This is a genomic window from Aquitalea sp. S1-19 (assembly GCF_024343515.1).
The window spans coordinates 32,356-55,453 of the sequence record NZ_RJTZ01000006.1 but is presented as its reverse complement, the minus strand read 5'-3'; the positions used below and the strand labels follow the sequence as shown (position 1 = coordinate 55,453).

Sequence of the window (23,098 nt, the reverse complement as noted above, 5' to 3'; positions counted from 1 at the left end):
CCGTGGGGCGGGATGCTGATCAATATCGGTCTGGTGCTGTCGGTTGGCGGCGCACTGCTTGCCTGGACCATGATCTCCAGCGAGATGCTGTATCTGGCTGCGCGCGGCGACAACAATACCGCGCCCAAGGCATTCGGCAAGCTCAACAAGAACGGCACGCCGGCCAATGCGCTATGGCTGACCAATAGCCTGATCTCGCTGGTGCTGGTGATCAACCATCTGAACGATGCCGGTTACAACATCCTGATCCAGCTGGCTTCGTCGATGGCGCTGATCCCTTACCTGCTATGCGCCGGCTTTGGTCTGCGTCTGGCGCTCAAGGCAAAGGTCAAGTCGGTGACGCTGGTCGCTCTGACCGCGCTGGGCACGGTATACGGCATCTGGCTGATCTACGCCGGCGGCCTGAGCTTTTTGCTGCTGTCGATGATCCTGTATGCGCTGGGCCTGCCATTTTATCTGAAGGCCAAGCACGAGCGGGGCGAGAAGTTCTTCTCCCATCCGCTGGAAGCCGCGCTGGGCTTGCTGGTGCTGGCCTTGGCCATCGCTGCGCTGTACATGGTGTCGCAGGGGACGCTGGCCTTGTAAGGCAGATTTGGGTAGCCGCAGACGTAAAAAAGCCAGCCGTTCATCCGGCTGGCTTTTCCTGGTCAAGCGCTGCTTGGTGCAGCGTTAAATCAGGCGCGCTTCTTGAATTCGTTGGTGCGCGTGTCGATTTCGATCTTGTCGCCGGTGTTGACGAAAGCCGGAACCGGGATTTCGAAGGTGGTGCCTGCCAGACGGGCCGGCTTCAGCACTTTACCCGAGGTATCGCCACGTACGGCAGGCTCGGTGTATTCAACTTCGCGCACAACCGTCGTCGGCAGTTCAACCGAGATGGCCTTGCCGTCGTAGAAGGTCACCTGGCAAACGTCTTCCATGCCGTCAACGATGTAGTTCAGGGTGTCGCCCAGGTTGTCGGCTTCGACTTCGTACTGGTTGAATTCTGTGTCCATGAACACATACATCGGGTCAGCGAAGTAGGTGTAGGTGCAGTCCTTGCGGTCCAGAACCACGACGTCGAACTTGTCGTCAGCGCGGTAAACGGTTTCGCTGCCTGCGCCGGTCAGCAGGTTCTTCATCTTCATCTTGACGACGGAGGCGTTACGGCCCGACTTGGTGTATTCGGCCTTTTGCACAACCATCGGCTCGCTGCCGACCATAAAGACGTTACCTGCGCGGAGTTCCTGTGCGGTTTTCATGACTAAACATTCCCAAAGCTTGAATTGATTTCGGGGAATGCTTTCCCCAAGAGGGCGCTATTGTAGCTGTTTTTCAATCATTTGCACCAGCCTCGCGGCAAGTGCGCTGCGCCCCAGTGCCTGTTGCGGCCAGATGCGGGCATGCCCCGCCAGTTCAGGCAGATATTCCTGCAAAGCTATCCACGCGTCTGCCATGCCTGTGCCGCGGTTCCAGCCATGGGCGCAGTTTGTCAGTGCCTGTCGTGCCGGCGTGGACAGGCTCTGGCTGTAGCGTTGCAAAAAGGCATCGAGCTTGACGATATGGGCGTCTTCGTCCTGCGGGTAGATGTGCCACAGGAAGGGGCGCGCGGCCAGTGGCGGATTTCTACGCCTTCCAGCATCTGCTGCGCTTGGGCGGCGTCCAGCATGGGCTCGATACGGGCGAAGCTTTGCATGTCGTCGACCCATAGCCTGACCGCCTGGCCATACTCATGCGCAATCTGGTGCGCCAGACGCCAGGCGATGCCGATATCGCCGTAGTTGTCGATCACATTGCAGAACACGTCCCACTGCTGGCGCTTCATCTGCCGCTCTCCTGCAAAAGGCCGCCATGGTAGCGCCAGCGGCAGCGCGGGGAAAGTGGTGCTGAACAATATCTGCCCCGGTTCTTGTTGCGGGCGCTGGCCGATAGCCTGTCGCCGGCAATTCGTAGGCTATTTCTATTTTACAGGCTGAAAAACAATTCTTATGGCATTATTTGCGTCAGGGTTTTTTGGTGCCCATCAGCTCTGCAAGGGAGAAAAATAATGCAAAACATATTGGATCTTTATCGGCAAAAGCAGCTTGGTGCAGCGGATGCGCTGGGCTGGGTGAAGGATGGCGACAGTATTATCGTGCCGACGGCGGCAAGTGAACCGCCCGAGCTATTGACTGCGCTTGGCGAGGCGAGGCGTAAATTCAGGGATGTGAAGGTTTACCAGTTGCTGGGACTGGGCAATTACGGCTACTACGACCCGGAAACCACCGACCATGTGCGCCATGTGGCCTACTTTCTGAGTGGAACGACCCGCAAGCCTTGCCAGGAAGGGTGGGCGGACCTGGTGCCCAACCATTTTTCCGAAATTCCACGCATGATCAAGCGCGGCGAATTGCCGGCCGATGTGCTGTTCGCGCTCGCGTCACCGATGGACGAGCATGGCTATTTCTCCCTGAGCCTGGGGGCGGATTATGCGATGGCCGCTGTCGAGCGCGCCCGCGCCATCGTGCTGGAAGTCAACCCGAATGTTCCCTTTGCCTATGGCGAGTGCCATGTGCACATCTCTCAGGTGGCGGCCGTGGTGGAAAGCAGCTTGCCGCTACGCGAAGTGAAAATGGCGGAAATCGGCGAGGTACAAAAGGCCATCGGTGCGCATGTGGCCGGACTGATCAACGACGGTGATACGTTGCAGATTGGCTTTGGCGGCATCCCCGATGCCGTTGTGACCCAGCTGACGCACAAGCGCGATCTGGGCATCCACACCGAGATGATAGGCGACGGCATTATTTCCCTGTGGGAGAGCGGCGCCATTACTTGTCGCAAGAAAAACTTTATGCCGGGCAAGATGATTGCGACGTTCGCGCTGGGCACCCAGCGTCTGTACCGGGCGATGCACCACAACCTGATGCTGGAGATGCGGCCATCCGATTTCGTCAATGACCCGGCCATCGCCGGCATGAACGATAATCTGGTGGCGATCAACGGCACCTTGCAGCTGGATTTTGCCGGCCAGTGCGGCTCGGAAAGCCTGGGCTACAAGCCGTTTTCCAGTACCGGCGGGCAGACCGATTTTATTCGCGCCGCCAACCGTTCCAAAGGCGGGCGCGGCATTATCGTGACCCCGTCCACCGCCAAGAACGACACGATTTCGCGCATTGTACCGACCCTGACCGAGGGGACTTTCGTTTCGTGCAGCAAGAATGATGTGAACTATGTGGTGACCGAGTACGGCGTTGCGCAGTTGCGCGGCAAAAGCCTCAGGCAGCGTGCGCAGGAACTGATCTCGATCGCCCACCCCAATTTCCGCGCCGAGCTGACCGAGGAGGCCAGAAAGATGAAGCTGCTGTAAGACCCGCATCAAGCAGCTGATTTCTGCATAAGGGCTGGCATGTGCCAGCCCTTGTTTTTATTTGGCGCTGTTCACGATGAGCGCTGGTTTTAACTAGCGCAGTTCGCGCAGTGGCGCATCCTTTTCCCATGGGCGCTGGTAGGCAAACACCAGTGGCGCCGAGCCCTGCTTGCCGGCGACAAAGCGCCAGATCTGCAGCCAGCGGAAGGATTGGCCGGCAAGGCCACTGTCAGCACCTGCCCGCGATGCTATCCGCCCAGACGGGACTGCAAATCGGCCATCGGCATCGGCCGGTAGAAATAGTAGCCTTGCACCACATCCACCGCACAAAGCTTCATCTGTTCAAGCTCGGCGCTGGTTTCCACTCCCTCGGCCAGTACCCGGGCACCACACACCCGGCACATGCTGACGATGGACGCAAAAAAGGCACGCCCGTCAGGTCTGTCCAGTGCCAGCACCAGCGAGCGATCCAGCTTGATCTTGTCGAAATGAAAACTGGTCAGATAGGCCAGCGTGGAGTAGCCGCTGCCAAAATCGTCCAGCGCGATACGCAGGCCGCGCGCACGCAAGTCGGCCAGATTGGCGGTAAAGCGCTTGAAGTCGCCGGCGGACTGGTTTTCGGTGATTTCTATTTCCAGCGACACCCCGGCAGGCAGCGGCGTGGCGAGCAAACGGTCCAGTACGCCCCCCAGACGCGGATCCAGCAGCGTCTGCGGCGACAGGTTGATGGCCAGGGTAAAGGGTACGCCCTGCCCGAGGTCATGCGCGGCGGCAATGGCGTGCTCCAGCACCCAGAAGTCCAGTTCGGGCATCAGGCCCAGGCGCTCGAAACTGGCGATAAAGGTGGGCGCCATGATGCGGCCATCGGTATGCTGATGGCGCAGCAAGGCTTCGGCACCGGTGATGCGTCCGCTCGCCAGTTCGATCTGGGGCTGGTAATACAGCACGAAATGCCCCTGTGTATGCAGCGTTTCGACTTCTTTTTGCGCACGGAAATTAAGCAGCATGTCCGCCACATAGCTGTGACGCTGGGCGGTGACTTCAATCTGCTCGGTCGCGTGGGTAAACTCGTCCAGCTTGCCTGAAGCGGCGGCCCCGCCCTGGCTGCGGTACTCCATCCAGCCAAAAAACGGCCAGTAGATCGCGACACCCAGGGCAATGATCAGCAACTGCAACAGCACGGCAGCAAAAGAGCCGCCACTGGCAATCCAGCTATTGACCAGTGGCGGCATCATCCAGCCGGTTTGCACCTGCAGCACCGGTACCAGACCCAGCCAGGTGGCCGTGTAGGCCAGCACAAAACCGGTTGCCGGCACCAGCAGAAAAGGAATGGCCATCACCGGATTGAAGAAGACCGGTACACCGAAGATGACGGGCTCGTTGATATGGATGAACGCCAGCGGCAAGGATGCACGCGCCAGCTGACGGTAGCCCTTGTCGCGTGCCCGCAACAGCATGCACAGCACCAGACTCAGGGTACCGCCGCTACCGCCAGATGCGCACCACACGTCGAAAAAGGTATTGCTTACCAGTTGAAGCGACGCTTCGCCGGCACGCCATTGCGCCATATTGATCTGGCTGGACTGCTGCAGGGCGGCACTGGTTTCGCTCCATAGATGATGGCCATTCACGCCGAACAGCCAGCTGATCCCGCGCATGGCCTCGTACAGCAAGCCGCCGCTAAACTCGGTCGGATGCAGGCTAGCCTGCCATTGCAGCCAGTTTTCTACCAGCAGTTGGCGTAGCGGCGCCAGCAAAAAAGCAAACAGAGCGGCACCGGCAGTAATGGCAATCAGGCTCAACATATGGTTGATGCTCTGCTCGACCAGTCCGTGCGCCGTGCCGCTTGAAATCGACGGCAGCCGCTTGCTGGCTTTCAGTAGCATGCTGGACAGGAAACCGGCGAACAGCGCCATCGGGATGCTGTCAGGCAGGATGGCCGCCTTGCCCTGCCATACCAGGTCGAACACCATCAATACGCAGATACCCGCCGTCACGCAAAATACCGGAGACAGGCGGTCCCTGGCCGCGTAATACAGCGCCATATAGATGTTCAGCAGCAACGGCACCAGGGCAAGGCAGATCGCCTGCAGGTCTTGCAACTGTGCGGCCAGGTCCGGCCACTGCAGCGCGCCTGCCGTCATGGACAGCACCTGCAGCAGCGCCCGCAGCACCACCAGCGGCACGATCAGCACCGTCGCACTGATCACCGCCGTCAAGGCGGGATTGGCGACCAGGCGGATCAATAGCCGGTCAAATGCATCCCTGTGCAGTAAAGCTCCCAGCATGGAAGTCCAAATAAATAAACGTTCGCAAAAGAATATCAGATATAAATATCAAGGTGATACCCATGTTTCCCGTTTCAGCACGGATCACGCCCCATGAAACCGGCAAACAGTATCATAAAACACTAATTATGAATCGAAGATATCAAATTAGGTTGGTCATATACCAGAATCGTCCGGGGCAATCCGGCGTTGTTGAATAATTCGAAAGTTCAGCCGCGCACTTTTTTCTTGCGCCAACTTTGATGGTGAGGCCGACGATAGAGGCATCTCTTAGCCTTATATCGGATTTGTTATTAATAACCACTCCGTTATTGATGTTGGCAATGGAAATATCCCACCCTTGCAGGCTACAAACAGGCGCGATCCAGGAGGCCAGCAAGACGGGGCTAACGCCATAAGCGTTAGCCCCGTCTTTTACCGTGAGTATCAACTAAATCAACTGCTTAGACGTGCAGCAAGAGGAAGCGGCGCTCCCACGGGCTGATTACATCAAAATACTCGCGGTATTCCGCCTCTTTGATCGCGCAATAGGTGTCGATAAAGTGGCGGCCGAATACCTGGGCCAAAGGCTCGCAGGCGCGCAGCAGATCGGCCGCATCGTCCAGATGGCGCGGCAGCTGGTGTGGCTGCTCGTAGGCGCTGCCGGTCAGCGGCTCGGACGGCTTGATCTTCTCCTGCATGCCCAGAAAACCGCAGGCCAGGCTGGCGGCGATCGCGAGATAAGGATTGACGTCGACACCGGCCAGACGGTTTTCCACGCGCCGTGCCTCGGGGCTGGAGTGCGGGACGCGCAGGCCGCAGGTGCGGTTGTCAAAGCCCCAGCTCAGATTGATCGGTGCCGAGGTATAGCGCGACAGGCGGCGATAGGAGTTCACATACGGAGCAAAAAACGGCATCGCCGGCGGCAGATAGGTCTGCAGGCCGCCGATAAAGTGGTAAAACGCATCCGACGGTGTGCCATCGCTATTGGAGAAAATGTTCTGTCCGGTCTTGATGTCGACCACGCTCTGGTGGATGTGCATCGCGCTGCCGGGCTGGCCCTGCATGGGCTTGGCCATAAAAGTGGCGTACATATTGTGGCGGATGGCCACTTCGCGCACTGTGCGCTTGAACAAAAACGCCTGGTCGGCCAGCGCCAGCGGATCGCCGTGGTCGAGGTTGATCTCCATCTGGGCGGTGCCCATCTCGTGGATCAGCGTATCGAGCTGGATGCCCTGGGCTTCGCACCAGTCATACATCACATCGAAGATGTCTTCGTATTCGTTGACGGCGTCAATCGAAAAGCTCTGGCGTCCGGCTTCGGTGCGGCGGGTACGGCCGACCGGCGGGGTGAGCGGGATGTCTTCATCCGGCTGTACTTCGACCAGATAAAATTCCATTTCGGGTGCAACCACGGCCTTGAGGCCGGCATCTTCATATAGCTTGAGGATGCGTTTCAATACATTGCGTGGTGCAAGTTCGGCCGGCGTGCCGTCAAAATTCAGGCAGTCATGGATGATCTGCGCGGTCGGCTCTTTTTCCCACGGTACCGGGCGCACACTGGCCGCATCGGCAAGCAGGCGCATATCGGGGTCGGAAACGGCGGTGAAGTCCTGCTCGGGGTAGTCGCCGGTGACTGTCATCGACAGGACAGCTTCGGGCAGGCGCAAGCCTTCGGCGGGGTTGTACTTGTGGCGCGGCACGATCTTGCCGCGGGCCAGTCCGGTCATGTCCGGGATCAGGCATTCGATTTCGGTGATGTGATTGTCGTCCAACCACTGGTTGATCTGTTCTGCGTGTTGCATGGCAAGTCCTTGATGGTGATTACGGGTGAGCGCCGGAGCTGGTGGCCCGGCGGGCAAAATTGACCAGTGCGCCTTTGCGCTGGGCGAGAATCAGAAAGGCGCGCCGGTCGTTTAAATCGTCGATGCTGGCGAGGGCAAGGTTGGCTTTGGGGGCAGGCCATGGGACTGGGGGCATAAGCGTCTCCGTTTGGGCTATGCGGTGCACAGCTGTTTAAAATGCTCAACACGCATCCTATGACTAATGCGTGAATTTGGCAGGAAAAACTGCATGGCAGGCCAAGAGTGTGGCATCTGTGCCATCATTGGCATCACTACACGATAACAAACCCAAGAACTTCATGAATCAAGCTGCTCCCGAACACATAGCCAGGCCGGCCAGGCGCTGGCGTGGCCTTCGCCTGTTGGCCATGACCTTGCTGGCGCTGGTGGCGCTGCTATGGGGGGCCTTGTACGCGCTGGCGCCGCGCCTTTTGCAAAAAGGCGCAGCCGACTGGGCGCAGGGCATAGGTTACAAGCTGCAATTGGGGCAGGTGGATATCGCTCCGTGGGCCATGCGCGCCGAGCTGGGCGACATCGAGCTTAGCGACAGCCAGGGCGCGCCGCTGTTTGCGGCCAAGCGGCTGCTGATTAATGCTGAACTCTGGGCGCTTTTGGCCGGGCGCTGGCAAGTGTCCGCGCTGAATCTGGATGCGCCCAGGTTGACCTTGGCGCGCGATGCAGCCGGGGTGTGGAACTGGGCGCGTCTGGTCGAGGCGGCAAGTAGCAAGGATGAGAAAGCCAAGAGCACAGACGACAGCCTGCCTTCTCTTCTGATCGAAGCGCTGCGCATCAGGCAAGGGGTGATTGCGCTGGAGGATGCGGGCACCCGGGGCGGCAGGGCGGCGCTCACCCCGTTTGATCTGTCGCTCAATGAGCTGTCCACCCTGAGCGGGCGCGATGGGCAACTGCAACTGAATGCCAGCCTGAACGACGGGGCGCGCCTTATCTGGCAAGGCCGGGTGGGACTGTCACCTCTGGCGTCACAGGGCGAACTTTCGCTGCAGGGCCTGAAGCTGGCCAGCATCTGGCCGTGGGTTGCGCCGCATCTGCGCCTGGCAAGCCCGCAGGGCAGCGTCTCGCTGAATACGCGCTACCGTTTTGCCATGCCGGGCAGCAAGCCTGAGCTTGTCTTGCCGCACCTTGCGCTGCAAGGCAGCGATCTGGCCTTCAAGGCGCCGGGCAGCGGCAATCCGCTTTTGCTTAAAACGCTGGATGTGAGCGGTGCCAGTTTTGTGCTGGATGGCATGCGTGCCCGCGTGCAGGGCGTGAGGCTTGATGGCCTGAGCTTTAATGGCCTGCGTAATCAGCAAGGCTTGCTTGACTGGCAGGCGGCTTTGCCGGTGCCGGACACAAGTGGGGACAAGTCCGCCACGGCAACGCCCGGCTTAAGCCTGGCACTGGACAAGCTATGGCTTAAAAATGCGCAGTTCCAGCTGGATGATGCAGGCTTTATCCGGCCTTTGCGGGTATCGGGGCAGTTGCCCGAAGCGTCGGCACGGGTGCGGCTGGATAGCGCCGGTGCAGTTCGCGTCGATCAGGTTCAGGGGCAACTGGCGGCGCTGACACTGCAAAGTGAGGAAGCACGCTGGCTGCAGCTGTCTTCGCTTGCGCTGCAAGGGCTTGATGTGGACACCGCCGTGCGCAAGCTTGACGCCGGCACGCTTGATTTGGCCGGCTTGCAGCTGGACGTGGTGCAGACACGCGGCGGGCAGATCAATATTGCCCGTTATCTGCAGCAGCGCCCTGGCTTGCCTACGTCCAAGGCCGCGCCGGCAAGCGGCCGTGCATGGCAGACGCGTTTGCCGCAGCTGACGCTGGCGGACAGCAGTGTGCGCTGGCGCGACGAGGCGATGCCCAAGCCGCTGACGCTTGCGCTCACCGGCCTTGCCGGTACGGTCATGCCGGAACAGGGGGCGCTGGCCGTTGCGCTTAACGGTCGACTGGAGGGCGGGCAGCTTGATCTGAACGGCCGCACCAGCTTGGAAAATGTCAGCGGCCAGGCCAGGCTGGCGCTTAAGGGTGTGCCGTTACAAGCGCTTGCGCCTTATGCCTTGGCCGCTACCCCTTTGCAGCTGCGCTCGGGGTCGCTGGCGGCGGCGCTGGATGCGCGCTGGCAAGGGGCAGACTGGTCGGTGCGCGGCAAGGGCGATATTGCACGGCTAGCGGTGATGGAGCCGGGCCAGACGCAGCCTCTGCTAGCCTGGCAACGTTTGCAAATACAGGGCATACAGGCCGACGCCAAACGCGCGCGCATTGCAGAAATCCGCCTGGACAAGCCGGTGGCGCGGTTTTTACTGGATGAAAAGCGCAGCAGCAATGTAGAAAAGCTGTTTGCCGGCAAGATGGCGACTGCTAAGCCTGCCGCCGCCAAACAAGGCCCGGGCTATGCCGTGGATATCGCCAGCGTGCGTGTCACCCAGGGCGATCTCGAGTTTTCCGATCAGGGCATGAAGCCGGCTTTTGCCACGCGCATGCACGACTTGAACGGGTCGGTGCTGGGCATTTCCAGCCGCGCCGGCCGCCGTGCCAGCCTGTCTTTCAATGGTGAAGTCGACCGCTACGGCGATGTGCGTATCAAGGGCGCGCTGTCGCCGCAGGCGGTGACTGATGACCTCGATATTGCGCTGGCGTTTCGCAATATTCCGATACACAGCCTGAACCCGTACTCGATGAGTTTTGCCGGCTGGCAGGTGGACGACGGTCGCCTGAGCCTGGATGTCAGCTACCGTCTGGATCGGCGTGCGCTCAAGGCGGAAAACCGCGTGGTGATAGACAGCCTCAAACTGGGTGAAGAACTGCCCGACTATAAAGGCACGCGTCTGCCGCTGCGTCTGGCAATCGCGTTGCTGGAAGACGGTGACGGGCGCATCGATCTGGATCTGCCTGTCAGCGGCAGCCTGGATGATCCCGAGTTCAGTGTCGGTCATCTGGTGTGGCAGGCGGTCAAGAATGTGGTGACCAAGGTGGCGACTGCGCCGTTCCGAGCGCTGGGTGCCTTGCTGGGGGGCGAGGGATTTGACGCGGTGTATGCCGTGCCGGGCGAAGCGGCGGTGTCGCCACCCGAGCGCGAAAAGCTGGACCAGCTCGCCACGCTGCTGCAAAAGCGTCCGCAGCTGAAGCTGGAAATAGCCGGGCGCTATGCCGAGGCCGATCGCAAGGCGCTGGCGCGCTCCAGGATAGACCGCGCCATTCTGGCCGCTGCCCGCTTCCAGTTATTGCCGGGCGAGCCTTTGCCATTGCCGGACATGGGCGACCCTGCGATGCAGGATGCGGTGAAGTCGGTATACGTCGACAAGATAGGGCGCATCAAGCTGATGCAGCGCCTGTTGGCACTGCCGGACAATGATGCGCGCTACCAGGCTTTGCGCGAAGAAATGATTGCGGCAACGCCGGTAGCAGATGCCGAGCTGGCCACGCTGGCACAGGCGCGCGCTGCGGCTGCGCGCGCCATCATGCTGGAGGTGGATGCAGCGCTGGCTGGGCGTATCACCTTGGGCGCACCGGACAAGGCAGGCTCTGATGCCAATGGTGTCGAACTGGGCATCAAGCTGGATACGGCAGGGGCGTGAAGCCCGCTTTGAGTCTGCTGCGCGGACGTATTTGACTTGCCGCTTGCACGCGGTGCACGGGCAGGGCTGCAGGCGTATGGCACAGGGTACGGATAAGTGCAGTGCGGATGATCGCCACAACGCCGTTTCGGATGAACAATAAGTCCTGGCGCGTGCCGGGCAAGGAGCTTGTATGGCTGTCGAGATAGAACGCAAATTTCTGGTAACGGGCAATTTTCGCGCTGAGGCGCATGCGCAGCAGCGCATTACCCAAGGCTATCTGTCATCGGTGCCCGAGCGCACCGTACGCGTACGCATCAAGGGCGAGCAGGGTTTTATGACCGTCAAGGGCATAGGCAATGCCTCCGGCGCCAGCCGTTACGAGTGGGAGCGGGAAATTCCGCGCGCCGAAGCCGAGGCCTTGCTGGCTTTGTGCGAGCCGGGCGTGATCGACAAGGTGCGCCACCTGGTGACGGCAGGCGCCCATACTTTTGAAGTCGACGAGTTCTTCGGCGACAACCAGGGGCTGATTGTCGCCGAGATCGAACTGGGTCATGAAGACGAAGACTTTCTGCGCCCGGCGTGGCTGGGCGCGGAAGTCACGGGCGAGGTGCGCTATTACAATTCGGCGCTGATGCAGCACCCGTTCAAAAACTGGTAAGGCCTCAGAGCCTGTTCACGATCTGCTGCGCATCAGCGATACGGCGTTAAAAATGGCTTCGAAATGCTCATGTACCACCTGTACATTCCGCTTTCTCAGCCATTTTCGCCTTGTCTCGCCCTCGCTCGCGAGATCGTGAACACGCTCTCAGGCTTTCAAGCCTTGTACCCATACGCGGTAGGCGTGTTCGGCCAGACGGTTGGAACCCAGCACCCTTTGCGTGGCATTGCCCTTGAGTTCTAGTGCTTCTTGCACCCCCGGTTTGCCCAGATGCGGCGCCAGTTCGTCTTCGCATTCGCTCCAGTGTTCCAGCATATGGCTGGTCATCTCGATATGGAACTGCATGCCCAGATGGATGCCGTGACTGAAGGCCTGGTGCGGGCAGTGGGCACTGGACATTAATAGCTGTGCGCCTCTTGGCAGGGTGAAATTTTCGCTGTGCCAGTGGAACACTTCGACGCCGTCGGCTGCGCCAAACCAGTGCGCGCCTGCCGGTTCATGGCTGGATAATGGATGCCAGCCGATTTCGCTGCCGCCTGGGTTGTCGGTAATTTCGCCGCCCAGTACTTCGGCCAGCAGTTGTCCGCCCAGACAGTGACCGATCACCGGTATTTCCAGTTTGACCGCCTCGGCAATCAGCCTTTTTTCCGCCTCGACAAAGGGCAGGCGGTCGCGCACGCTCATCGGCCCGCCCATGACCACCAGACCTGCATAGTCGCGGCAGCTTTCGGGCAGCATCTGGCCTTCATAGCCCTGGAACAGGCGGGTTTTCAGGTGGACGCGTTCGGCGAATTCGGCAAAATAACCGGGGCCTTCACCCGGATAGTGCTGGAAAATGGCGACCGGTTTCATGTTTTCCCCTTGCAAAACAAGCAAAAAAAGGCCGCCCTGAAGGGCGGCCATGGTGTTATTCGATTTTCAGCGGAATGAACAGAGTGTTGTCCATGCGCCGCACCAGCAGCGCGATATTGCCGCGTGCGGCATTCAGCTCGCGCTCGAAGCCTTTGACCGTGCCCACCTCGTTCTGGTTGATGCCGATAATCACATCACCCATCATCAGGCCGGAGCGTGCCGCGATGCCTTTTACTTTTTGCACCAGCAAGCCGCCTTTGACGCCCAGCTCTTTTTTCTGCTCGGGCGTGAGCTCGGTCACGATCAGCCCTATCTTGTCGAAGTTGAATGGCTGAACTTCGCCTGATGGGGCTGAGGCGGCTTCATTTGGCTCGGGGCTTAGTTCAGCCAGTTTGGCTGTGACGACCTGCTCCTTGCCCTTGCGCCATAGCGTCAGCTTCACCTCGGTGCCCGGCTGCATGGCGCCAACCAGAATAGGCAGGTCGCGCGAGCTGTCCACCACCTTGTCGTTGAGCTTGATAATGATATCGCCCAGCTGCACGCCGGCCTTGGCTGCGGCACCATCGGGTTCGACCCGCACCACCAGCGCGCCATGCGGCCGGTCAAGGCCGAAGGACTGGGCCAGTTCCTGTGTCAGCTCCTGGATATGGATGCCCAGCTGGCCGCGGCTGACCTTGCCCTTGGTCTTGAGCTGCTCGACCACACCCATGGCGATGTCGATAGGAATGGCGAAGGAAATCCCCATAAAGCCACCGGAACGGCTATAGATCTGCGAGTTGATGCCGACGACCTCGCCCTTGAGGTTGAATAGCGGGCCGCCGGAGTTGCCCGGGTTGATGGCCACATCGGTCTGGATAAACGGCACATAGCTCTCATCCGGCAGACTGCGGCCTTTGGCCGAGACGATGCCGGCGGTGACAGTGTTTTCAAAGCCGAATGGCGCGCCGATCGCTGCCACCCATTCGCCAACCTTGAGTTCGGCCGGGTTGCCTATCTTGACTGCCGACAGGCCGCTCGCCTCTATCTTGAGCACGGCCACATCGGTGCGTTTGTCCAGGCCCACCAGCTTGGCCTTGACCTCGCGCCGGTCGGTCAGCATCACCTTGATCAGGCTGCCGCCGGACACCACATGGGCATTGGTCAGGATGTAGCCGTCTTCGCTGATAATAAAGCCGGAGCCAAAGGACACGCCCTCGTCAGGCGGATTGTCCTGCTGGTCGGGCGGTACAAAGCGTTTGAAAAATTCGTAGAAGGGATCATCTTCCGGAATGCCTCCGGGCAACTGGCTCTGGCGCGGGCTGGCCAGATTGTCGCTGCCGCGTGTGGCCTGAATATTGACTACCGACGGGCCATCGCGCTCGACCAGCAAGGTGAAGTCGGGCAGCAGCATTTGTACACGACCGTCCTGTGCCGGTACCGCGACTTTGGAAATAGGCTGCTCGCCCTTGATCAGCTGGCTGATCTTGTCGCAGCCGGTGAGGACGGACAGTGCAAGCAGGGCGATGGCGAAGGTGCGTAGGCTGGTATTCACAACAAATCCTTTACAGTGGCAACAGCGGCTGCCAGCCCCTTTTACATGCAGCGCGGGGCCATGATTTCAAGTGCTGCATCGCTTAATCATAACGGTTTTGCCCGGTATTCGCAGAGCTCGCGAATAATGCAGCGTCCGCATTCGGGTTTTCTCGCCTTGCAGGTGTAGCGTCCGAGCAAAATCAGCCAGTGATGGGCGTCCTGGCGGAATTCGGGCGGGGTGAAGCGCATCAGCTTGTCTTCCACCTCGCGCACGTCCTTGCCCGGCGCGAGGCCGGTGCGGTTGGCTACGCGAAAAATATGTGTGTCCACGGCGATGGTCGGCACGCCAAAGGCGGTGTTGAGCACCACATTGGCCGTCTTGCGCCCGACGCCGGGCAGGCTTTCCAGCGCTTCGCGCGTTTTGGGTACTTCGCCGCCATATTTTTCCAGCAGCAGGCGGCAGGTGGCGATGGTATTGCGCGCCTTGGTGCGATAAAGCCCTATGGTCTGGATCGCCTCGGCCAGACGTTCCTCACCCAGTGCCAGCATGGCTTCCGGGGTCGGTGCGACGGGAAAAAGCCGGCGTGTGGCCTTGTTGACGCCCACATCGGTCGCCTGCGCCGACAGCAGTACGGCGATCAAGAGCTGGAACGGGCTGCCGTATTCAAGCTCGGTGGTCGGGTGCGGATTGTCGTGTTGCAGAGTCTGGTAAATGGCGCGGCGTTTGGCAGGATTCATCAGGCACTGACCGTTTCATTGTCTGTCGTTGCCGGGAGGCTTGCGCGTTTGCGCGCACGGGCGTCCAGATAGTTTTTGCCGGCAATCAGCAAGGCTAGGCCGAAAAAAGCGCCCGGTGGCAGCAGCGCCAGCAAAAACTGGTAATTGAAAGCCGGCGGCACCACATGCAGCACCAGCGCGTGGCCGATATCGCCCAGCACCAGTTCGGCGCCGGAAAACAGCGTGCCGCGCCCGATCAGTTCGCGCATGCCGCCCAGAATGCCCAGTACGCCGGTGAGCCCCAGCCCCATCATCAGCCCGTCCAGCGCGGCTTCTGGCACCGTATTGCGCGAGGCGTAGGCCTCGGCGCGCGCCATGACGATGCAGTTGGTGGTAATCAGCGGAATAAATATCCCCAGCACCAGATACAGGCTGTGCATCCAGGCATTGATTGCCAGATCGACGCAGGTGACCAGGGCTGCGATCAGCATGATGAAGACCGGATTGCGGATCTCATTCGGAATGGTGTGGCGAAAGGTGGCCACCGCCGCGCCGGACACCGTGGTGACCAGCGTGGTGGCCAGCCCAAGCGACACGCCGTTGACCACGCTGGTGCTGACCGCCAGCACCGGGCACAGGCCCAAGAGCTGTACCACGCCGGCGTTCTGTTTCCATAGCCCGTTATGGACAATGTCACGCCAGGGTCTGGCGTCCGTGTTTGTTTCCATGTGGCTTTCCTTTACGGTTGGGCCAGAAAGTGGCTGCGATTGGCATCAAACAGCGTGACCACGCGTCCGACTGCGGCGCTGACGGCGCGCGCCGAGATGGTGGCGCCACTCATATAGTCGAAGTCGCCCCCGTCCTTGCTTACTTTCCAGCGTGCCTCCATGCCCTTGCCGGTGAACTGTTCGCTCCAGCGGCTTTTGGCGTGGTCGATATAGTCGCCCAGCCCCGGTGTTTCCTTGTGCGCGATCACGCGCACGCCGCTGATTTTGCCGTTCGCAAGAATTCCGACTAGGAGGCGGATCTTGCCGCCGTAACCGTTGGGTGCCACGCTTTCAAACACCAGTCCTACCGGTTTTCCGTTCTGGCGCGCGATAAAGGCCGTGGCGTTTTCAGGCAAGCCCAGCGTCTGGCGCTGGGCCTGATCCAGCGCCACCGGGTCGGCAATCAGGTTGTTGTTAAAGCTGCCTTCGGGCAGGGTTTGCGCCATCAAGCGGGTGCGTGCCGCATCTTCGTTGGCGCGTACCGTGTCATGGGTCAGCGCATAGGTCAGCGCGAGTACGGCGGTGGTGACCAGGGCAAAGACCAGCAGGGTCAGCGCGCTGCGTCTGGCTTGGCGGGCGGCGTTAAGCATGCTGGTCTGCCTTTTTCGCGCGCTTGCGCTTGCCAAAGGCAGGCGGGCGGGTGAGCTGGTCTATAAGCGGTACGGCGATATTCATCAGCAGCACGGCAAAGGCGGCCGCATCGGGGTAGCCGCCAAACACGCGGATCACATAGATCAGCAGGCCGACACCGAAGCCGAAGATCAGCTTGCCACGGGCGCTGGTCGGGCCGGAGACCGGATCGGTCACAATAAAGAAGGCGGCCAGCAAGGTGGCGCCGGCCACCAGATGAAACAGCGGGTCGACATAATGCGCCGGCTGCCATAGCCACAAGGGCACCGCCAGTGCCGTGATCCCCGCGAGCATCGCCAGCGGCGTCTGATAGCTGATCACGCGCTGCTGCAGCAAATACAGACCGCCACCCAGATAGGCCAGCGCCACCCATTCGCTGCCAACGCCGGCAATATGGCCGAACATGGGTGCCTGCTTCAGGCTGGCGATATCGCTGCCGCCCAGCAATAGCTGGGTTTTCAGATAGTCCAGCGGTGTCGCCATGGAGATGGCGTCCAGACTCAGCCCGGCGGGCAACTCGCGGCTGAAAATCCACGCCAGTTGCGCCGCGCTGTCCAGCGGGCCGTGCGGCATGCCCCAGTGCGCCATCTGTGCGGGAAACGACACCATGGCCACGGCAAAGCCGACCATGGCCGGGTTGAACGGGTTATTGCCCAGCCCGCCATAGAGCTGTTTGCCCACCACAATGGCAAACAGCGTGGCCACCACAATCAGCCACCAGGCACCCAGCGCCGGCATGGACAGTGCCAATAGCCAGGCAGTGAGCAGTGCGCTGCCATCCTTGAGAAAGGGCGCGACCGGCACGCCGCGCAGGCGCAGCATGGCCGCTTCGGCCAGCAAGGCAGTGGCGCTGGCTAAGCTTAGCTGCACCAGCAGCCCGATGCCGTAAAACCAGACGCTGACGGCAATGGCCGGCAGCAGGGCCAGCAGCACCTTGAGCATGATGACGGACACGGTGGTCGGCCGGGCGATATAGGGAGCGTGCATCTTAGTTGTCGCCTTTCTGTGCCGCATCGCGTTCGGCTTTTTTAGCCGCGGCGCGCACCATGGCCGCTTCGATGGCCGCACGCTTGGCGTCGTCGATGGCGGGTTTAGCTTGGGAAGGCATCGCGGCTGACGCCGCTCCTACCTCTACCCCCTGTTCGGCTTTGCGCGCGGCGGCGCGCGCCATGGCCGCTTCGATGGCCGCGCGCTTGGCGTCGTCGATGGCGGGTTTAGCTTGGGAAGGCATCGCGGCTGACGCCGCTCCTACATCTACCCCCTGTTCGGCTTTGCGCGCAGCGGCGCGTGCCATGGCCGCTTCGATGGCCGCGCGCTTGGCGTCGTCGATGGCGGGTTTAGCTTGGGAAGGTATCGCGGCTGGCACCGCTTCTGCCTCCGCACCTGTCGCGGCAGCCTGTGCGGCTTTGCGTGCGGCAGCGCGCGCCATCGCCGCTTCAATTGCCGCACGTTTGGCTTCATCTCCCGGCGCAGCCGCTGTACTGACGGCGGATTCGCGCGCAGCCTTGTTGGCGGCGGCGCGCGCCATGGCAGCTTCAATCGCCGCGCGTTTGGCGTCGTCGCTTAATGGCGTTTTGGCGGGTGCGTGACTGTCTTCGGCTTTTTTCTCGGCGGCGCGCGCCATGGCGGCGCGGATGGCGGCCGCCTTGTCCGGGTCGGGTGCGGCACTGCTGGCCGGTGCGGGTGTGGCGCGTGCGGCCAGACGCTGCGCTTTTTCCGCCTTGTCGCGTTCCAGACGCAACTGGCGGAAGTCGTGGCGCATGCGGGCGCGATCGGCGGCCTTTTTGTCGCGCTCGGCCGCCCAGATCTCGTCCTTGGCGAATTTGTAAAAATCCACCAGCGGCAACTGGCTGGGGCAGACATAGCTGCAGGCACCGCACTCTATGCAGTCGAACAGGTCGGCTTCCTGCGCCCGTCCCAGATCTTTGGCCTTGGCAAACCAGTAAAGATCCATCGGTTGCAATTCGGCCGGGCATACGCTGGCGCATTCGCCGCAGCGTATGCAGGGCAGGGCTGGCGGGCGCGGCGGAAACAGTTGGGCGCTTTTGGCAATCAGGCAATTGCTGGCCTTGGACACCCCTGCTTCCAGCGAAGGCAGGTCGAAGCCCATCATCGGCCCGCCCATGATCACGCCTTCGCTGTCTGGCTGGATGCCGGCCCAGGCCAGCAGATGGGCAAACGGTGTACCGATGCGCGCCTCGATATTGCCGGGGCGTGCCAGATGGCCGGTCAGGGTGAGGATGCGGCTGATCACCGGCTCGCCATCCACCATGGCGCGCTTAAGCGAATACAAGGTGCCGACGTTGAAACACTGCACGCCCATATCGGTCGCACGCACGCCATGCGGCACTTTCTTGCCGGTGAGGATGCGGATAAGTTGCTTGGCACCACCGGACGGATACAGGGTGGGAATGGCGACCACTTCAAAACCGCTGCTGGCGCAGGCCGCGCGCATCGCGATGATGGCTTCGGGCTTGTTGTCCTCTATGCCGATTAGCACCGTGCGCGGGTGCATCAATTGCGCGGCGATGCGGATGCCGTCCACGATCTCGCCGGCGCGTTCGCGCATCAGCCTGTCGTCGCAACTGATAAATGGCTCGCACTCGGCACCGTTGACGATGAGTTGCTCCAGCGTATTGACGCCCAGCTTGAGGCTGGTAGGGAACACGGCACCACCCTGGCCCACCACACCCATATCGCGCAAAAAGGTGCGGATTTCGTCGTCGCCGGCATCTTGCCAGTTTGGCAGCGGGCTAGGCGTGCACCAGTTATCCAGCCCGTCGCTGTCGATCACGATGCAGTCTTGCAGCAGGCCCGAGGGGTGACCCACGGCGTGCGGGCCGATGGCGCTGACCACGCCGGAAGTCGGCGCATGCACCGCCGCCGAGATGCGGCCGTCGGCGTCGCCTATGCGCTGGCCGGCCAGTACCCGCTCACCAATTGCGACGCAGGCCTTGGCCGGATTGCCCAAGTGCTGGGACAACGGCACGACAAAGCGCGCCGGCAAGGGCGGCGTGGCAATCGGCGTGGAGTTGGAGAGGTCCTTGCACTCGGGCGGATGGATGCCGCCGTGAAAGCGAAATAGCGCGCTCATGCCTTCACCGCCTTGATCGGAATCACCGGATACGACCATTTCCAGTTGGCCACCGTGGTGCCGACGGGCACCATTTGTATGCAATCGACCGGGCAGGGCGGCAGGCACAGTTCGCAGCCGGTGCATTCGCTGGCAATGATGGTGTGCATCTGCTTGGCCGCACCCACGATGGCATCCACCGGGCAGGCCTGTATGCACAGGGTGCAACCGATGCAGGTGGTTTCGTCTATCAGTGCCACCGATTTGGGTTTGACTTCAATCGCCCCCTCGTCAAATGGCTTGAAATCCACGCCCAAGAGTTCGGCCAGCTTGCGGATACCGTCTTCGCCGCCGGGCGGGCACTGGTTGATATCGGCCTCGCCGCCGGCAATGGCTTCGGCGTAAGGGCGGCAGCCGGGAAAGCTGCACTGGCCGCATTGCGTCTGCGGCAGGATGGCGTCGATCTTGTCGACCAGCGGGTCGGCTTCGACGCGAAAACGCACCGAGGCAAAACCGAGAATCGCGCCGAGCAAGATGGCAAGGGCCGCCATGATGGCCAGCGCAGTCAGAAAACCACTCATGCTTTACTTTCTTATTTGACCAGGCCGGAAAAGCCCATAAAGGCCAGGCTCATCAGCCCCGCCGAGACAAAGGCAATGGCCGAACCCTTGAACGGCGCCGGCACATCCGCGCCTTCCAGCCGTTCGCGCATGGCGCCGAACAGAATCAGGATCAGGGAAAAACCGACTGCGCTGCCAAAGCCGAAAACCAGCGACTCGGCAAAGCTGTGCTGTTCTTGCGCATTCAGTAGCGGCACGCCCAGTACCGCGCAGTTGGTGGTAATCAGCGGCAGGTAGATGCCCAGCACCTGATACAGCATGGGGCTGGTCTTGTGGATCACCATCTCGGTGAACTGCACGATGGCGGCGATGACCACGATAAAGGACAGGGTGCGCAGATACTCCAGCCCCAGCCCTATCAGCAACTCGTTGATCAGATGGCTGGTGCCGGAGGCCAGCGTCAGCACAAAAGCCGTGGCGGCACCCATGCCGATGGCGGCATCCAGCTTTTTGGAAACGCCCATAAACGGGCACAGGCCCAGTACGCGCACCAGCACCACATTGTTGACCAATACGGTGGCAACCAGGATGAGCAGGTAGTGTCCGAAGTCCATGACAAAGGCTCGCGTTCGGGCAAAGGACGAAATTATCCTGTTTTCGAGCAAGTGCTACAAGTTTTGTGCGGCAGGGCGCGCCGACTGTCTGGCGTGTGGCGTGATGTGGCTAGATTTTATGAATAAAACAACGCTCCGAGCGATGCCCATGGCATTGAGATTTGGTTCTTGTTAAAATCAATTTAATAAAATTCTTATTTTGTAGAGATTCTGGTTTTTGGTGATGGGCGTGTGGTCAGGTATCAGAAGAGGGCTGGCATGAAACGGATATTGAAAGTGGGTGTGACGGCAGTATGGCTGGCCTTGCAAGGCATGGCCGCACAGGCGGCCGATGCAGATCTGCTTACCGGTTCGCTGGATGACTTGCTGGCCACCGAAGTGGTGGGCGCCTCCAAGAGCCGGCAGCCGATAGCCGAGGCACCGGCTAACGTGACGGTGATCAGCGCCGACGAGATCCGCCGTTACGGCTACCGCACGCTGACCGACGCGCTGGTGCGCGTCGCCGGTGTGGTGGCCGCTCACACGCCGCATGGTTCGGCGCTGGCGGTGCGAGGTAGCAGCGCCAATCAGTCTACAGACTGGGGCGCTCGCATCCTGCTGATGATCGACGGTCATCGCGTCAATGACGGCATATATAACCAGGCGCTGTTCGGTTACGACAGTCTGGTCGATATCGAGGCAGTCGAACGCATCGAGTTTATCAAGGGGCCGGGCTCGACGCTGTATGGCGGCAACGCGCTCTATGGCGTGGTCAACGTGATCACCCGCCGTGGACGCGCGGCCGAGGGGGTGGTGCTGTGGTCGCAGGCGACGCCGGGCGCAACGGCGTTTGGCAGCACGCTAGGCGGGGTTGGCGGGCGCGGGGTCGAATGGCGGCTGTCGGCGGCGCGGCGCGCCAACCCGACTTTTACCAGCACGGTCGGCGGCCAGCCGCTGGGCGAACGGGGCACCTATAGCGAATCCGTTGACTATGCCGAGCGCAGCGAGCAGGCATCGTTGACAGTCGACGCCGGGCAGTATCGTCTGGTGGCGCTAGCCTCGCGCTGGCGTCCTGACGCTGGCGGGCAGCGGCGTACCGATTTCGACGGTGAATACTATCCGGCCCGTACCGATGGTGAGAACAGCCAGTACCTGTTAGGCGGCTCCGGGCGTTGGGCGTTGGGGAGCACTACAGAACTGGCCGCGCAGTTCAGTGTTGGTCAGAGCGAGCGCGAATTTTTAGAAGCGTGGGAGGAGGTCGGGCATGTGCCGTGGCTGGTGCGCTGGCGTGCGGCCTCGCGCTGGAGCGGGACCGAACTGCGGCTGACGACCGAGGCATTCGCGCGTCAGCGTCTGAGTCTTGGTGTCGAGTGGCGACGCGATTTATGGCGTGATTATGCTGATCAGTATCGTGTCGAAGGAGTGGCGTTGCCCCCCCGGAGGGCACGCTCGGCGCGCGACAGCGTCGGCGTCTACCTGCAGGACGAGATCGCGCTGGCCGAACGCTGGGCACTGACGCTGGGCGGGCGGCTGGACAAGGTAAGCGATTACGCCAGCGAGTTTTCGCCGCGGCTGGCGCTGATATGGGCGCCCACTGCGGCGACCACGGTCAAGCTGATCCACGCCGAGGCGTTTCGCCCGCCCAATGCCTTCGAGTACGAGTCGACCATGAGCGAGGGCGGGCTACCTATACCGCAGCAACGTCCCGAGCTTGAGCGGGTGAAGAGTGACGAACTCTTGCTCGAATACCGCCAGGGTGGCTTCAGCGGCAGTGCTTCGCTGTTTGCCAACCGTAATCAGGGGATGATCACTTATCTGGGCTGGATACCGACGGTCAACCAGATGCAGCTGAAGACGCATGGAGTCGAATTGTCGGCCAGTGCGCGCGATGTTTCCGGCTTCGGCGGCTACGCCAACCTCGCTTGGCAGAAGAGCCGCGACGCGGCCGGCGAGCAGCCCGCCGGCACGCCCGCGTGGGTGGCCAGCGCCGGTGTCGACGTCGCGACGGCAGACGGGCGCTATCAGGGCGCGCTGGAGTGGCAGGCGGTGGCCAGGCGTCAACTGGTCGACAAGCAAGAATGGGCGTGCGCTTATGGTGTTGCCAACCTGCGCCTTGCCGCACGGCCGTGGCACAAGGGGCTAGAGCTGAGCCTGCAGGTACTGAACCTGACCGATCGCAGCTACCTGCAGCCGTCGCAGGGAGCCTTGGCTTACGCCCGCGGGCGTACTGTCTGGCTGGGGGGGCGCTACACGCTATGAGGCCGATCTGTCTGGGTTTGTTGGCTTCGCTCGTGCTGGCTGGCCCTGTCTGGGCCGGGGAAGCTGCACACAAGGCTGTGTTTGTTTACAAGCTGCTCGACTTTGTGCAATGGCCCGATGCGACGACAAGCGGGCGCCGCCTGTGTGCGGTGGTTTCCGATACCGACTGGCCGGCATTTCGTGCGCTTGAGGGCCAAGATGGACTCAAGGTCGAGCGTCTGGTTCGCGATGCTTCGCTGGCCAACTGTTCGGTCGTCTATCTCGGTGAAATGCCGACAGCCGAATTGTCCGGCTGGGCGCGCCGTATCGAGCGTGAGCCGGTGCTGTCGATATGTGAGAACTGGCGCTGTGCGCGTGATGGCGTGATGCTGGGGCTGGGGCTGGAAAACAGCCGGCTGTATTTCGAATTCAATTCGCAGGTGATGGGCCGTTCCGGGCTGAAGCTCAGTTCTCGCCTGTTGCGCCTTGCGCGTACCGTCTATTGAGGTAGCCA

The 23,098-nt window shown here is 61.2% G+C and carries 22 protein-coding genes; 6 read left to right on the top strand and 16 right to left on the bottom strand.

Translation table 11 applies throughout. From position 1 onward, the window contains the following. Positions 1–585: amino acid permease (locus EGI20_RS01805; protein ID WP_498629175.1), on the top strand; the 585-nt coding region annotated here is incomplete at its 5' end. An 89-nt stretch (positions 586–674) separates the two neighbouring features. Here EGI20_RS01805 and efp read toward each other — a convergent pair. From efp to earP (EGI20_RS01790), 3 genes are read right to left on the bottom strand one after another with little or no spacing between them, the layout of a single operon-like run. Continuing rightward, positions 675–1,238, bottom strand: a complete 564-nt coding sequence (gene efp, locus EGI20_RS01800) for an elongation factor P (protein ID WP_124734448.1) — start codon at positions 1,236–1,238, stop codon at positions 675–677. A 57-nt stretch (positions 1,239–1,295) separates the two neighbouring features. Beyond that, positions 1,296–1,538, bottom strand: a complete 243-nt coding sequence (gene earP, locus EGI20_RS01795; RefSeq protein ID WP_498629177.1) for an elongation factor P maturation arginine rhamnosyltransferase EarP — start codon at positions 1,536–1,538, stop codon at positions 1,296–1,298. Next, a complete protein-coding gene (earP, locus tag EGI20_RS01790) occupies positions 1,469–1,801 on the bottom strand; it encodes an elongation factor P maturation arginine rhamnosyltransferase EarP (protein WP_498629173.1) in 333 nt (110 codons plus the stop codon). Before earP (EGI20_RS01790) ends, earP (EGI20_RS01795) begins: the two co-directional genes overlap by 70 nt. A 222-nt stretch (positions 1,802–2,023) precedes the next feature. Between earP (EGI20_RS01790) and EGI20_RS01785 the strand changes: the two genes are divergently transcribed. Continuing rightward, on the top strand, positions 2,024–3,322 hold the full coding sequence (locus tag EGI20_RS01785; RefSeq protein ID WP_498629171.1) for an acetyl-CoA hydrolase/transferase family protein: 1,299 nt from the start codon (positions 2,024–2,026) through the stop codon (positions 3,320–3,322). A gap of 248 nt (positions 3,323–3,570) precedes the next feature. Here the strand turns inward: EGI20_RS01785 and EGI20_RS01780 are convergent, their stop codons facing one another. The 4 genes from EGI20_RS01780 to EGI20_RS01765 form a co-directional block, all read right to left on the bottom strand. Then, positions 3,571–5,610, bottom strand: a complete 2,040-nt coding sequence (locus EGI20_RS01780; protein ID WP_498629169.1) for an EAL domain-containing protein — start codon at positions 5,608–5,610, stop codon at positions 3,571–3,573. Between the two features lie 142 nt (positions 5,611–5,752). Then, positions 5,753–6,040, bottom strand: a complete 288-nt coding sequence (locus EGI20_RS01775) for a hypothetical protein (RefSeq protein ID WP_498629167.1) — start codon at positions 6,038–6,040, stop codon at positions 5,753–5,755. Between the two features lie 13 nt (positions 6,041–6,053). Then, positions 6,054–7,394, bottom strand: a complete 1,341-nt coding sequence (locus EGI20_RS01770; protein WP_498629165.1) for a glutamine synthetase family protein — start codon at positions 7,392–7,394, stop codon at positions 6,054–6,056. 19 nt (positions 7,395–7,413) lie between these two features. Next, on the bottom strand, positions 7,414–7,569 hold the full coding sequence (locus tag EGI20_RS01765; protein ID WP_160795809.1) for a hypothetical protein: 156 nt from the start codon (positions 7,567–7,569) through the stop codon (positions 7,414–7,416). A 163-nt stretch (positions 7,570–7,732) separates the two neighbouring features. Here EGI20_RS01765 and EGI20_RS01760 point away from each other — a divergent pair, with 163 nt between their 5' ends. Both EGI20_RS01760 and EGI20_RS01755 read left to right on the top strand, forming a co-directional pair. Then, positions 7,733–11,002 (top strand): DUF748 domain-containing protein, encoded by a 3,270-nt coding sequence (locus EGI20_RS01760; protein WP_498629163.1) that lies wholly within the window; start codon positions 7,733–7,735, stop codon positions 11,000–11,002. 172 nt (positions 11,003–11,174) lie between these two features. Next, positions 11,175–11,642 carry a CYTH domain-containing protein gene (locus tag EGI20_RS01755; protein ID WP_498629161.1) on the top strand — a complete coding sequence of 156 codons (468 nt, stop codon included), beginning with the start codon at positions 11,175–11,177 and terminating at the stop codon, positions 11,640–11,642. A 147-nt stretch (positions 11,643–11,789) separates the two neighbouring features. On the opposite strand, the gene EGI20_RS01750 is transcribed toward EGI20_RS01755, so the two are convergent. The 9 genes from EGI20_RS01750 to rsxA form a co-directional block, all read right to left on the bottom strand. After that, entirely contained in the window at positions 11,790–12,494 is a 705-nt protein-coding gene (locus EGI20_RS01750) for a type 1 glutamine amidotransferase (protein ID WP_498629159.1), read from the bottom strand. A gap of 55 nt (positions 12,495–12,549) precedes the next feature. Further along, positions 12,550–14,025, bottom strand: coding sequence for a DegQ family serine endoprotease (locus tag EGI20_RS01745; RefSeq protein WP_498629157.1), 1,476 nt, complete (start codon positions 14,023–14,025; stop codon positions 12,550–12,552). Between the two features lie 86 nt (positions 14,026–14,111). Further along, positions 14,112–14,744, bottom strand: a complete 633-nt coding sequence (nth, locus tag EGI20_RS01740; protein ID WP_498629155.1) for an endonuclease III — start codon at positions 14,742–14,744, stop codon at positions 14,112–14,114. Further along, on the bottom strand, positions 14,744–15,451 hold the full coding sequence (locus EGI20_RS01735) for an electron transport complex subunit E (RefSeq protein WP_498629154.1): 708 nt from the start codon (positions 15,449–15,451) through the stop codon (positions 14,744–14,746). The genes nth and EGI20_RS01735 overlap by 1 nt, the downstream gene beginning before the upstream one ends. A gap of 11 nt (positions 15,452–15,462) precedes the next feature. Next, positions 15,463–16,080 carry an electron transport complex subunit RsxG gene (gene rsxG, locus EGI20_RS01730; RefSeq protein WP_498629153.1) on the bottom strand — a complete coding sequence of 206 codons (618 nt, stop codon included), beginning with the start codon at positions 16,078–16,080 and terminating at the stop codon, positions 15,463–15,465. Continuing rightward, positions 16,073–17,107: an RnfABCDGE type electron transport complex subunit D gene (locus tag EGI20_RS01725; RefSeq protein WP_498629151.1), complete on the bottom strand. Its 1,035-nt coding sequence runs from the start codon at positions 17,105–17,107 to the stop codon at positions 16,073–16,075. Before EGI20_RS01725 ends, rsxG begins: the two co-directional genes overlap by 8 nt. Position 17,108: 1 nt before the next feature. Then, positions 17,109–19,214 (bottom strand): electron transport complex subunit RsxC, encoded by a 2,106-nt coding sequence (gene rsxC / locus EGI20_RS01720; RefSeq protein ID WP_498629149.1) that lies wholly within the window; start codon positions 19,212–19,214, stop codon positions 17,109–17,111. Next, entirely contained in the window at positions 19,211–19,774 is a 564-nt protein-coding gene (gene rsxB, locus EGI20_RS01715; protein ID WP_124734435.1) for an electron transport complex subunit RsxB, read from the bottom strand. The genes rsxC and rsxB overlap by 4 nt, the downstream gene beginning before the upstream one ends. A gap of 11 nt (positions 19,775–19,785) precedes the next feature. Further along, complete coding sequence (rsxA, locus tag EGI20_RS01710) at positions 19,786–20,367, bottom strand: electron transport complex subunit RsxA (RefSeq protein ID WP_498629148.1); 582 nt, start codon at positions 20,365–20,367, stop codon at positions 19,786–19,788. Positions 20,368–20,625: 258 nt separating this feature from the next. Between rsxA and EGI20_RS01705 the strand changes: the two genes are divergently transcribed. Next, positions 20,626–22,605 carry a TonB-dependent receptor plug domain-containing protein gene (locus EGI20_RS01705; RefSeq protein ID WP_498629146.1) on the top strand — a complete coding sequence of 660 codons (1,980 nt, stop codon included), beginning with the start codon at positions 20,626–20,628 and terminating at the stop codon, positions 22,603–22,605. After that, the gene (locus EGI20_RS01700) at positions 22,602–23,090 is read left to right on the top strand and encodes a YfiR family protein (protein WP_498629144.1); all 489 of its coding nucleotides are present in this window, start codon (positions 22,602–22,604) and stop codon (positions 23,088–23,090) included. Before EGI20_RS01705 ends, EGI20_RS01700 begins: the two co-directional genes overlap by 4 nt. Positions 23,091–23,098: the final 8 nt, after the last annotated feature.